We start from the raw sequence: 11,896 nt of genomic DNA on the forward strand, positions 1-11,896 counted from the left end.
GATGCGACGCGGTGGTCGTGCCACGCTGCTTGTGCTCTGGTTGCTGGTGCTGGCCGGACTCGGCTGGATGGTCAGTCAGCGACTGAAGGTCAGCACCGATCTGCGCAGCTTCATGCCGGCACCGACCACGCCTGATCAGCGACTGCTGATGGAACAGGTTGGCGACGGGCCCGGTTCGCGGTTGCTCTTGTTGGCGATCTCCGGCCAGTCGGATGCGCAACTGGCAGCGTTGAGCCAGGGCCTGGTCGGCGCACTGCACGGCGACAAGCGTTACAGCCAGGTACTCAACGGCAGCTTCGATCTGGGCGCGCTGCCTTCCGGCCTGCTGCCGTATCGCTACCTGCTGTCGCCGACGCTGGATACGCAGCGGCTGGACAATCCGTATCTCGCCGATCAGCTGCAGCAGCGGCTGGACGATTTGTCCTCGCCCGCGGCGAGTTTGCTGAAAGGCTTGCTGCCGCGTGATCCCACGCTGGAAGTGCTGAAGCTGGCCGAACGCTGGACGCCGGCGAAATCGCCTGAGCTGCGCGAAGGCGTGTGGTTCTCGCCGCAGAACGAAGCCTTGCTGCTGGTGCAGACCGCTGCCGCAGGCTTTGATCCGGACGCGCAGCAGCAGGCGATCGACGGTGTCCAGCATGCGTTCGATGCCTTGCCAGGCCATGTCGGCGCGAAGCTCGAGTTCAGCGGTCCCGGCTATTTCAGCGTGGTGGTCGGTGCGCAGACGCGGCACCAGGCCGACTGGATCGGTCGGATTTCCAGCGTGGGTTTCATCGTGCTGCTGCTGCTGGCGTATCGCAGCCTGAGTTCGTTGCTGCTGTCGGCGCTGCCGATCGCCAGCGCGGCGCTGGCCGGTATCGCGGCGTTGACCGTGGTGTTTTCCGAGGTGCACGGCATTACGTTGGCGTTCGGCTTCACCCTGCTCGGCGTGGCGCAGGAGTATCCGATTCGCGTACTCAGCCACCGTCGTGCCGGCGAGGATGCGGTGCAGAGCGTGCGCGCGTTGTGGCCGTTGCTGCTCACCGCGATCGCCTCGGCCTGCATTGCCTATCTGGCGTTCTATGCGTCCGGCGTGAATGGACTGAAGCAGCTCGCCGTGTTCACCATCGTTGGCCTGCTGGTGGCCGGCTTCAGTACGCGCTATCTGCTGTCGCACCTGCTGCCGGTGCGTGTGCGTGATGTGGCCGAGATGCGCTGGCTGGCGACGGCGCGCGATCTCGTCGATCGGCTGCCGCGACCGCGCTGGATTCCCCTCGTGGTGGCGCTAGCGATCGTGCTGATGCTGGCCTTCGCGCGTGGCTCGTTCTGGCAGAACAACCTCGCCGCGCTGACGCCACTGCCGCAGGACATGCTGCAGAACGACGCCCGTTTGCGCGAGGCGCTGGGTGCCCCCGACGTGCGTTACCTGCTGGTCTTGCAGGCATCGACCGAGCAGGGCGTGCTGGCACTGTCCGAGCAGTTGCAACCGAAGGTGGATGCGCTGGTCGCGCAGCACGCCGTCGACGCGCTGGAACTGCCGTCACGCTATCTGCCAACGGTGGCGTTGCAACAGGCGCGGCAGCAGAAGCTGCCGGATCGCGCCACCTTGCAGAGTGCATTGACCCGGGCCTTGCAAGGCCTGCCATTCCGCGCCGATCTTTTCCAGCCCTTCCTCGATGATGTCGAAACCGCGCGGCAGTTGTCGCCGCTGACACCCGAGCTGTACGTGCAGACGCCGCTGGGTCAGCGCCTCGCCGCGATGCTGGTGCAGCGTGATGGGCATTGGCTCGGCCTGGGCACGGTCAGTGGCGTGCACGACGTCGCCGCACTGCAGGCGCTGGGAGCAGACAGCGGCGGCAACGCGCGCCTGCTCGACCTGAAGGCCGCCTCGGAATCGCTGGTGGCGGCATATCGCACGCGCATCCTGCAGGCGCTGCTGGTGGCCAGCGTGTTGCTGGTGCTGACCATTACCTTCGCTTTGCGCAGCCTGCGTCGTGCGTGGCATGTGCTGGCACCGATGACGCTGGCGACGTTCCTGGTGCTGGCAGTGGAGCGCATGGCCGGCATCGAGATCTCGCTGTTCCATCTGGTCGCGTTGATCCTCGCCGGTGGCCTCGGTCTGCATTACGCGCTGTTCTTTGAACGCGACACCGGCGATCCGGCCGAGCAGCGGCGCACCCTGCATGCCACCCTCGTGTGCGTGCTGTCCGCGCTGCTGGTGTTCGGCATGCTGGCGTGGGCGACGATCCCGGTGCTGCGTGCGATCGGGCTCACGGTGAGCCTCGGTGTCGCCTTCCACTTCTGCCTGTCGATCCTGATGGCACCACATACGCATGCTTCCGAAGACTGACTGGGCACCACTGATCCCGCACGCCGGCAGCATGTGTCTGCTGGATGCGATGCTGGCGTGGGACGAGCGCACGATTCATGCGACCAGCGCTGGCCACACGCGTGCAGATAACCCGTTGCGTGGCCCGCAGGGCTTGCATGCCGTGCATCTGGCCGAATACGGTGCGCAGGCGATGGCCGTGCATGGTGGCTTGCTGGCGCGCGCGAAGGGTGCGCAGGTGGCACGACCGGGCCGCCTGGTCAGCCTGCGTGACGTGCACTTGTTCGAGGAATATGTCGATCGGCTGGACGGTCAGCTGGACATCCATGCCGAATGTCTTTATGCCGATGATGGCGGTGCGCAATACGCGTTCCGCGTCGAACATCGTGGTCGCCTACTGGCCAGCGGGCGCGCCGCGGTGATCCACCCCGAGTCCTGAATCACGAGGTCATGCCATGTCAGCAACATCTGCGGTGCGGCGCGCGCTGGTCACCGGCGGCAGTGGTGAACTCGGCGGTGCGATCTGCGAGGCGTTGGCCGCAGGCGGCTATCACGTCATCGTGCATGCCAATCAGAGCCTGTCGCGCGCGGAAACCGTGGTGGCCGCGATCCGCGCAGCCGGCGGCAGCGCACAGGCGACGGCGTTCGATGTCACCGATGCCGAGGTGACACGTGCCGCACTGGACATGCTGTTGTCCGAAGGCCCGATCCACGCGGTAATCAACAATGCCGGCGTGCACGACGACGCACCGATGGCCGGAATGAGCGGCGAGCAATGGCATCGGGTGATCGATGTCTCGCTGCACGGTTTCTTCAACGTGACCCAACCGCTTCTGCTGCCGATGGCGCGCGCGCGCTTCGGTCGCATCGTCTCATTGAGTTCGGTGGCCGCGCAATTGGGCAACCGTGGGCAGACCAATTACGCGGCCGCAAAAGCTGCATTGCATGGCGCCAGCAAATCGCTTGCGCGCGAGATGGCTTCGCGAGGGGTCACGGTGAACGTAGTCGCCCCGGGCGTGATCGAGGGACGCATGATCGGCGCGGATTTCCCGCCCGAGCGCATCCGCGAGATCGTGCCCGCGCAACGCGCCGGCAAGCCGGAGGAAGTTGCCGCGCTGGTCGCGTTCCTGTGCAGCGATGCGGCGGGCTACATCAATGGCCAGGTGATCGGCGTCAATGGCGGCATGGGCTAGCGCGGCAAGCGTGCGGGACGGAATTGATATTTCGACGTGTTTCCGCAAGGCATGGAAAGATTCAGGAGTGGCTTCGCTCCATGCCGAGCACCGAAGTTGATCCATTGCGGATTATGTTGAGCTAATCTGTTCCAGGGACGATCGCGCAGATCGCGGTCGTGGACTTCAGGCACAGGGGAAAATCAGGATGAATATTCGACGCTGGATCGTCGCAGTGCTGTTGCTGTGCGCCACTATCTTGCATGCGCAGCCCGTGCCGTTTGCCGAGCTTGCGCGGCACATGCAATACGACGCCGTGAAGATCTCGCCCGATGGCGAATACCTCGCCGCCACGGCGGTGGTGAAGGGGCAGACCGTGCTCGCACTGATCCATCTCGCGGACAAGAAATCGCAACTGGTTCGACCCCGCGACGAGGACGCCGTCACCGACTTCTGGTGGGTATCCCCGACTCGCGTGGTGTACACGGTGGGAACGCGTGTCGGTGGCTACGACGCACCGCTGGCCACCGGAGAACTGTATGCGGTCAATGCCGACGGGAGTGGTTCCGACATGCTGTATGGCGTCCGCAAAGACGGCATGACCACCGGCTCGCTTATCCAGCACGCGGTCAGTACGCGTGGCACGGCCGAATTCATCGCATCGATTCCCGATGACCCCAATCACATACTGGTATCCACCAGCCTGTGGGGTGCCGGCAAGGAAGGGGCATTACCGACCGCCAACCGCATGGACGTGCGCACCGGCGTCATGATCAAGCTCATCACAGCACCGATCCACGACGCGCAGTTCCTGGCCGATCACCAGGGAAGGATCCGTTTCGCGTGGGGCAAGGACGAAAACGGCGGCGTCCAGGTCTTCCAGCATCCGGTCGACGACGGTGGCTGGAAAGCAATGCCGGATCTGAATTCCAGCCGTTCCACCCCCATTGCGTTCAACCGCGACGACAGCGCAGCCTACTTCTATTGCCCGGGAGCGGACGGCGGTTTCGGCGTCTGCCGCTGGACCGAGGCCGAGCCCGTGCTGCAGGAGGTATGGAGCAATTCGAAGATCGAGGCCGACGGGCTGATGAAGGGACTGGCCGAAGGCGACATCGCCGGCGTCACCTTCATGGACGGCCGCGCCGGCATCGTGCCGTTCGACATGCAGTCCCCCGCGACGCAGTCGTTACTGGCGCTGATGAAGCAGTTTCCCGGCGAGAGCGTGCAGTTCGTCTCCGGCACCCGCGACGGCAGCTTGAGCGTGGTACTGGTGGAGGCCGACGCCGACCCCGGTACGTTCTACCTGTTCGACTCCAAGGCCAACAGGCTGACCCCGCTGCTGCAGCGGGCGTCGTGGATCAACCCCAGGGCGATGGCGACCAAGCAACCATTTGAGTTCGCCGCACGCGATGGCATGAAACTGCAGGGTTACGTGAGCTACCCGCCGGGCCATGAGCACGACAAGCACCTGCCGACGGTGGTTGTGGTGCATGGCGGTCCGTTCTTCGTCCGCGACCGCTGGGACTACGACCCCGACGTGCAGGCGTTGGCCACGCACGGTTATGCCGTGGTGCAGGTTAACTTCCGCGGTTCGGGCGGCTACGGCTACGACTTCGAAAAGGCCGGCTGGCGCGAGTGGGGCGGCAAGATGCAGGACGACGTGACCGACGCCACCCGCTGGGCCATCAGCCAGGGCATCGCCGATCCGCAGCGCCTGTGCATCTATGGCGCCAGTTACGGCGGCTACGCCGCGCTCGAAGGCGCGGTGAAGGAACCCGATCTGTACAAGTGCGCGATTGGCTACGTGGGCGTCTACGATTTGCCGCTGATGTACCGGCGCGGCGATACGCACAAGTCGACGAGCGGCGAGAATTATCTCAAGCGGCAGATGGGCGACGACATGGCCGAGCTGGCCAAACATTCGCCGATCCACCAGCTTGATGCACTCAAGGCCCGGGTGATGCTGGTGGTCGGTGGCCAGGATGAACGCGTACCGTCAGTCCAGGGTATCAGCCTTCACACGGAACTGGCCAAGCGCAACGTGCCTCACGAATGGATCGAGAAGCCCTGCGAGATGCACGGCTTCTACGATGAAGCGAACATCACCGAGCTGTACACGAGGATGCTGCAGTTCGTGGGTTCCAGCATTGGCGCGGGTGTGGGTGATGCAAGTACCACGGCCACTGCGGCCACGCATTGAATGGCCGCAAGGACGACCACCGTCGCATTGCCTGACTCATATGCAGCTGCCGGGTAGTGCCCCTGACTTGACCCCGCGGAGCCTTTACCCATTGAAGCTGCAAGGTCCGTTGTCACAGGGTACGTCGCCTGGCAGCGTGCGATGGACCGCGCTGTTTGCTGCTGGACTGCCAGCAAGTGCGGCGTGGCTTGCACGCGGTGTCAGGGTCAGCCCGTCGCGCTGTCGACCACAACCGGCGTGCCGCGCGAGCGTCTATAGCTGGCCACGATGTGGCCGTAGTGGATCACCCGGCTGATCGTATAGAGGGTGATGCGGGTGACATCGCCGACCGGGTTGAAGTGACTGAGCCGGAACTCGCCGTGATAGCGCGAGGCGATCGGCACCGAGACCACACCGAGCTGCTTCTCACGCGAGGCGGCGATCAGGATGGCCGCCTCGAACACGAAGTTTTCGGCCGACAGGTCGACCAGCTCCAGCGCGGCGCGTGGATACCAGCGCTGGCCGCTCTGGGTGTCGGCGACCGGTTGCGCGCAGGCCCACGAGATGCCCCAGTCGGCGACGGCGTTGGCACGGCGGCGACCGTTCGGCTGCTGCGCGCGATCGAGCAGGCGTGCGCCGATCACGATGTGCTCGGGGTATTGCGTGGCGGCGGCCGCGATGCGCGGAATGTCACTGGCCAGATGCTGGCCGTCGCCGTCCATCGTCAGCACCGCGTCGTAACCCTGGCGCATGGCCTCGCGAAAGCCATGGCGCAAGGCCTCGCCCTTGCCGCGTCGCTCGTTGTGGCGCAGCAAGGTGACCGGCAGTGCGGCGACGATTTCCGGTGTGCGGTCATCGGAGCCATCGTCGATCACGATGACCGGCGCACCGAGCGCGAGCACGGACTCGACCACCGACTGGATCGCGGCTTCCTCGTTGAGGCAGGGAATCAGCACGCACCAGCGTGCAACAGCGGTGTTCAAGCGACCAGCTCCCTTTCAGACATGATCCATGTCGATCTGCAGTCCCAGTGTAGCGGCAGCATCCAGCTGGCAGCGGCCGCGCCCTTCGACCAATCGTGCCAGTAGCGGCAATGCCGCCGCCGAGGCATTCGCGTCGCGCCAGTCGGCCAGTGGTTCGGGCAGCGCCGAAAGGATCCGCGTCGTGGTCAATGACACCTGCAGCGATGCGATCGTCGCGGCGCCGGGTTCGGGTGCCAGCACCAGGGCACAGCCGAACGACTGGGTGCAGCCGGTGACTTCCAGCAACGGTGCGCTGCCGGCGGTATCGCTGCATACCAGCAGTACCGCGCGTTGTTCCGCCAGCACCAGGCTGACCGCTTCGAGCAGGCCGGCGCCGAAGCTGGCGCGCTGCGCGGCCACCGCGGTGGATGGCGCGTGGCAGTCGGTGGCGATCGTCCAATAGCCGACCGGCGCGTTGTGTACCGAGTTGTGGAAACGGGTCGGTGACAGTTCGGCCGGCGCCTGCGCGAGGGTGGCGCACATGTAATCGGTGATCGGCTGGTCGCCGTGCGATGAGGCGAACACGCAGGCCAGCGTGGCGGCGTCACGGCCGCTCATCGCCACGGCTTGCCCAGCCACTTCGACCGCCAGCAGCACGCTTTCGGGCGCGCGTCGACGTTCGTTCGGTGGCAGCGTGGCAGCGGCGGGTCGGCCCGTCGACGGCGTCGGCATGAGGCCGGCCAGCAGCGACCTGAGCGCCGCGAAGTCGGCCAGCTGCGGCGACCACAGGCCGATCCCTTCCACGTAGACGCGCCGTGCACTCATGCGGCAAATCCCGCCCGGGCGAAGGCGAGGCAGGCATTGTTGCCGCCGAAGCCGAACGAGTTGCTGAGCGCCACGTCGACGCGCTGCTGCTCGTTGCGCCAGGCGAACTGCGCCCCGCAGATCGGGTCGGGAGTGTCGCCGCCGAGGTTGCCGGGAATCAGTCCGTGCTCGATTGCCTGCAAGGCGATCGCCGCCTCGACGATCCCGGCCGCGCCCAGCGTATGGCCGGTGAAGCCTTTGGTGGAGCTGGCGCGCGTGCGGGTGGGAAAGGCACGGCTGACCAGCGCCGCCTCGACCTCGTCGTTCTTCAGGCTGGCGGTGCCGTGCAGGTTGATGTAGTCGACCTGCGCCGCATCGAGGCCGGCGCGCGCCAGTGTGTCGCGCAGTGCCAGTTCGGCGCCCAGTCCGTCCGGGTGCGGGGTGGACATGTGGTGCGCATCGCTGGCTTCGCCATAGCCGAGCAGCTGCAGCGCGTCGGGTGCGGCATCGATCCGTTCCAGCAAGGCGAAGCCGGCGGCCTCGGCGATCGAGATGCCGTTGCGTGACGCATCGAACGGGCGGCAGGGTTCGGGCGAGACCAGCTCCAGCGCGTTGAAGCCGAACAGCACGCTGTCGCACAAGGTATCCACGCCGCCGACCACGGCCGCGTCCACCAGGCCAAGCTGGATCAGCCGTTCGGCACTCGCGAACACCTTGGCGCTGGACGAGCAGGCGGTCGAGATCGTCAGGCACGGGCCTTCCAGCGCCAGTGCCGTGGCGACGAAGGCGGCCAGCGAATGCGGCGCATGGATCGCCGGGCGCAGCATGTCGTCCGCAAATCCGCCATCGGCATCGAGCCGGCGGTAAGCTTCCTCGGTGGCGCCGATGCTGGCGGTGGAAGTGCCGAGCAGCAGCGCGATGCGCGTGGCGCCGTACCGCGCGCGCGCGGCCTGGACGCGATCGAGGAAACCGTCCTGGTTCAGGCCGAGCCACGCCAGCCGGTTGTTGCGGCATTCCCATGCGCTCAGTGTGGCGGGCAGGGCGGTGTCTTCCACGCCGTCGACGCGACCGATCCAGCAGTCCAGTGGCGTACTGCTGAAGTCGTTGGGACGCAGGCCGCTGCGGGAGTGCTGGAGCGCGTCGAGCTGGGCTGTCAGGCCGTGTCCGATGGCGGAGGTGGCGGTATACGCGGTGATCGCGAGAGGAGTCATCGAAACGGGCATCGCGAAAGCCTAGCGGTCACCCCGCGGCTTGCCTAGCCTGCGTCGGGTCACCGTACAGGCGGGCATTCAGCGTGATCGCGTACGCATGAAGGTGCCGCGAACACTGGTCGGGCCGTTAAGCTGATGCACTTCCCGGCACGAGTACCACTCACCGCCCATGCCTGCAGCACGAAGCCCCTGGCGCTACCTGCGTGACCACGACATCCAGCATGCGGCCGTGGTGACCGTGCTGGCGGTGTTGCTGAGTGGTGGCCTGGTCTGGCTGGGTTACCTGATCCATGTCTGCCGGATGGCTGCGCGCAGTCCGCTGGCGCCGCCGCAGCGAATGATCGCGCTGGTGTTCGGGCGCCGGCTCGAGAATGATCTGCCGGAGCATGATTACCAGTTGCGCCTGCGCCGCGTGCTCAGCCTGGCTGAGCAGCGACAGACCGACCATGTCCTGCTGCTCGGTGGTGGTAGTGGCGGTTTGTGCAGCGAGGCGGCGGCCGGCCATGCCTGGTTGCAGCAGCACGGTCTGTCCGCCGACGTGCGCGTGGAACTGGAACAGGATTCGATCGATTCGCTGGAGAACCTGCGTCAGGCGCGCCATCTGCTGCAGGCGCAAGCGGATGGTGCCGAGCTGCCGCCGGTGGCCCTGATCACCAGTCGCTACCATCTTGCCCGCTGCCTGCTGCTGGCGCGCCGGCTGGGTCTCGACGCCGTGCCGATCGCCGCCGAGCCGGCGATGCCGCGGCATGGGCGTTATCTGGGTCTGCTGCTGATCGAGGCCGGCTTCGTGATGTGGACCGACCTGGGCCTGCGCTGGGCGCAGCTGATCGGCAACCGGCGCATGCGCGATCGCATCCGTTGATTCGATCCCTTGGTACGGACTACGGCGCATGCAGGCTTGTGCGCATCGTGATGCCCCGGCAGACTGCGCGGGCCGTGCATCTTGCCGGCGTATCCAGGGGGAAGACGATGTCGCGTTCACGGCTTTTGTTGCTGTTGCTGCTGCCTTTGCTGTTGCTGACCATGGCATTCCGCCAGGTGCCGCTGGCCGATCCGCCGCCGATCGATGTACCCGCCGGCCTGACCGCGGTGCAGGTGAGCAAGGCGGTCAAGGGCGCGCTGATCGGTCGTAGCTGGACGGTCGCGGCCGAACAGGCCGATGGCATCGATGCCACCCTGACCGGGAACGATTACACCGCCAGGATCCATGTCGCTTTCGACAGCAAGCAGATCAAGATCAGCTATGTCGGCAGCACCAACCTCAAGTACGAAGTGAAGAAAGACGGTCAGCGCATGATCCATACCAACTACATGGGCTGGATGCATTACCTCAGTGGCGACATCGGCCGCAATCTGGAGCTGATTTCCGCCGGCGCGAGTGCGACGCCGGCCCCCATGGCGGCTGGCTGACGCCAGCATGCGATGCTGAACCCAACGGTCCGCATGCGGGCCGTTGTCGTTTGAGCGCGCGACGTCGCGCCGCAGCCGCAGTGCGCGTTGCCTTGCTAAGCTCCTCACCATCGTCGAACCCGGGAACGTGATGAGCGAGCAGGCCGATCTTGCCGAAACCTTTCTGCGCGGATTGCAGGATCGCCTCTGCGCGGCGATCGAGCAGGTCGATGGCAGCGCGCGCTTCGAGGAGGATGCCTGGCAGCGTGCGGCCGGCGGCGGCGGACGTACCCGCGTGCTGCGCGACGGTGCGGTATTCGAGCAGGCGGGCGTCAACTTCTCGCGGGTCAGCGGCAACCAGTTGCCGCCCAGCGCCACCGCGCATCGACCGGAACTGACCGGCGGCAGTTTCATCGCCACCGGTGTCTCGCTGGTGCTGCATCCGAAGAATCCGCATGTGCCGACCATGCACGCGAACGTGCGCTACTTCGAGGCCAGCAAGGAAGGCGTGGAGCCGGTGTGGTGGTTCGGCGGCGGCTTCGACCTCACCCCGTTCTATCCGGTGGACGAGGACGTGGTGCACTGGCACACGGTCGCGCGCGACTTGTGCGCGCCGTACGGGGCGCAGGTCTATCCGCGCTACAAAAAGTGGTGCGATGACTACTTCTACCTGAAGCACCGCGACGAGACCCGCGGCGTCGGTGGCCTGTTCTACGACGATCTGAACGAGGGCGGTTTCGAGCGCTGCTTTGCGTTCACCCGCGCGGTCGGCGAAGGGCTGCTCGACGCCTACCTGCCGATCGTCGCGCGCCGCAAGGACACGCCCTACGGCGAGCGCGAGCGCGAGTTCCAGCTGTATCGGCGCGGCCGCTACGTGGAGTTCAACCTGGTCTACGATCGCGGCACGCTGTTCGGTCTGCAGTCCGGTGGCCGCACCGAATCGATCCTGATGAGCCTGCCGCCGCGGGTGCGCTTCGAATACGCCTACACGCCCGACGCCGGTTCGGCCGAGGCGAAGCTGGCCGAGTACCTGATGCCGCGTGACTGGGTGTAACCCTGAATCGTATGTGTAGGAGCGGCTTCAGCCGCGATGCTCTTCGCTGCTGCCGTCAAAGGCATCGCGGCTGAAGCCGCTCCTACAGAAATCTGGCTTACGGCGTCGCGCCGCTGAACTTCACCACCGTGGCGCCCTTCACCGGTCCGATCTGCGCGCTGTCGCTGACCTTCAGCACCACCTCGCGGCGAAACTCCAGCGTGCCCTGCACCACGGCATGCGGGCCGATGATCACCAGCGGTGTGCGGCTGTTGAAGTTGAACCAGCCACCCGGTTTGTCGACCAGAATACCGCCTTCGACGTGCGAGTTGGCGCCGACCGTGATGTCGCCGCCGACCGTGCCGAGGCCGCCCGCGACATGCGCGCTGTCCAACACGATCGCGCCGTTGACGTTGCTCAGCTTGCCACCCACGTCGGCGCCCGGGGCCAGCTGCAGGCTGCCATTGACGGCATCGACCGAGCCGCTGACGCGGCTGCCGCGGCCCAGGCTGATCGCGCCGTTGACGGTGCCCAGCTCGCTGGCCTGCGCCTTGTCGCCCAGTTCGATCGCGCCGTTGACGGTGCTGGCCTTGCGCACAACGGCACCGTCGGCGATGTGCACCGCCCCGTTGACGGTGCTGACCGTGCCGGCATGCTGGCCGGCCTCGACCCGTACCGAGCCATTGACCTTGTCGATGTCGCTGTCCTGCGCGATAGCCAGTAGCGGCAGGCCCAGCGCGAACGCGGCGGCGATGAGAGCGGTCGAAAGACGACGCATGGCTTGTCTCCGTGTGTGAGTGGTATGGCTAGGATGCCTCGACGGCGCCATCGGTTTAGCATG

The 11,896-nt window shown here is 66.1% G+C and carries 11 protein-coding genes; 7 read left to right on the forward strand and 4 right to left on the reverse strand.

The window, feature by feature from the left end; translation table 11 throughout:
* The first annotated feature begins 1 nt into the window (after position 1).
* The 4 genes from B0E48_RS14855 (at position 2) to B0E48_RS14870 (ending at position 5,677) form a co-directional block, all read left to right on the forward strand.
* Positions 2 to 2,326, forward strand: coding sequence for an MMPL family transporter (locus B0E48_RS14855; RefSeq protein WP_077518944.1), 2,325 nt, complete (start codon positions 2 to 4; stop codon positions 2,324 to 2,326).
* Positions 2,310 to 2,744, forward strand: a complete 435-nt coding sequence (locus B0E48_RS14860; RefSeq protein WP_077518945.1) for a phosphotransferase — start codon at positions 2,310 to 2,312, stop codon at positions 2,742 to 2,744. The genes B0E48_RS14855 and B0E48_RS14860 overlap by 17 nt, the downstream gene beginning before the upstream one ends.
* Positions 2,745 to 2,760: 16 nt before the next feature.
* Positions 2,761 to 3,498, forward strand: coding sequence for a 3-oxoacyl-ACP reductase FabG (gene fabG / locus B0E48_RS14865; RefSeq protein WP_077518946.1), 738 nt, complete (start codon positions 2,761 to 2,763; stop codon positions 3,496 to 3,498).
* A gap of 187 nt (positions 3,499 to 3,685) precedes the next feature.
* Entirely contained in the window at positions 3,686 to 5,677 is a 1,992-nt protein-coding gene (locus B0E48_RS14870) for an alpha/beta fold hydrolase (protein WP_077518947.1), read from the forward strand.
* Between the two features lie 206 nt (positions 5,678 to 5,883).
* Here the strand turns inward: B0E48_RS14870 and B0E48_RS14875 are convergent, their stop codons facing one another.
* From B0E48_RS14875 to B0E48_RS14885, 3 genes are read right to left on the reverse strand one after another with little or no spacing between them, the layout of a single operon-like run.
* Positions 5,884 to 6,639: a glycosyltransferase family 2 protein gene (locus B0E48_RS14875; protein ID WP_077518948.1), complete on the reverse strand. Its 756-nt coding sequence runs from the start codon at positions 6,637 to 6,639 to the stop codon at positions 5,884 to 5,886.
* 15 nt (positions 6,640 to 6,654) lie between these two features.
* The gene (locus B0E48_RS14880) at positions 6,655 to 7,443 is read right to left on the reverse strand and encodes a beta-ketoacyl synthase chain length factor (RefSeq protein ID WP_077518949.1); all 789 of its coding nucleotides are present in this window, start codon (positions 7,441 to 7,443) and stop codon (positions 6,655 to 6,657) included.
* The gene (locus B0E48_RS14885; protein ID WP_077518950.1) at positions 7,440 to 8,633 is read right to left on the reverse strand and encodes a beta-ketoacyl-[acyl-carrier-protein] synthase family protein; all 1,194 of its coding nucleotides are present in this window, start codon (positions 8,631 to 8,633) and stop codon (positions 7,440 to 7,442) included. Before B0E48_RS14885 ends, B0E48_RS14880 begins: the two co-directional genes overlap by 4 nt.
* Positions 8,634 to 8,802: 169 nt before the next feature.
* On the opposite strand from B0E48_RS14885, the gene B0E48_RS14890 reads away from it, so the two are divergent.
* The 3 genes from B0E48_RS14890 to hemF all read left to right on the forward strand — a co-directional run bounded on the left by B0E48_RS14890 (position 8,803) and on the right by hemF (position 11,076).
* Complete coding sequence (locus B0E48_RS14890) at positions 8,803 to 9,495, forward strand: YdcF family protein (RefSeq protein WP_077518951.1); 693 nt, start codon at positions 8,803 to 8,805, stop codon at positions 9,493 to 9,495.
* Positions 9,496 to 9,602: 107 nt separating this feature from the next.
* Positions 9,603 to 10,043, forward strand: a complete 441-nt coding sequence (locus B0E48_RS14895) for a hypothetical protein (protein WP_077518952.1) — start codon at positions 9,603 to 9,605, stop codon at positions 10,041 to 10,043.
* 130 nt (positions 10,044 to 10,173) lie between these two features.
* Entirely contained in the window at positions 10,174 to 11,076 is a 903-nt protein-coding gene (gene hemF, locus B0E48_RS14900) for an oxygen-dependent coproporphyrinogen oxidase (protein WP_077518953.1), read from the forward strand.
* A gap of 97 nt (positions 11,077 to 11,173) precedes the next feature.
* Here hemF and B0E48_RS14905 read toward each other — a convergent pair whose 3' ends face one another.
* Positions 11,174 to 11,833 (reverse strand): hypothetical protein, encoded by a 660-nt coding sequence (locus B0E48_RS14905; protein WP_077518954.1) that lies wholly within the window; start codon positions 11,831 to 11,833, stop codon positions 11,174 to 11,176.
* Between the last annotated feature and the right edge of the window lie 63 nt (positions 11,834 to 11,896).

It is taken from the genome of Rhodanobacter sp. C03 (assembly GCF_002001175.1).
Classification (GTDB): Bacteria; Pseudomonadota; Gammaproteobacteria; order Xanthomonadales; family Rhodanobacteraceae; genus Rhodanobacter.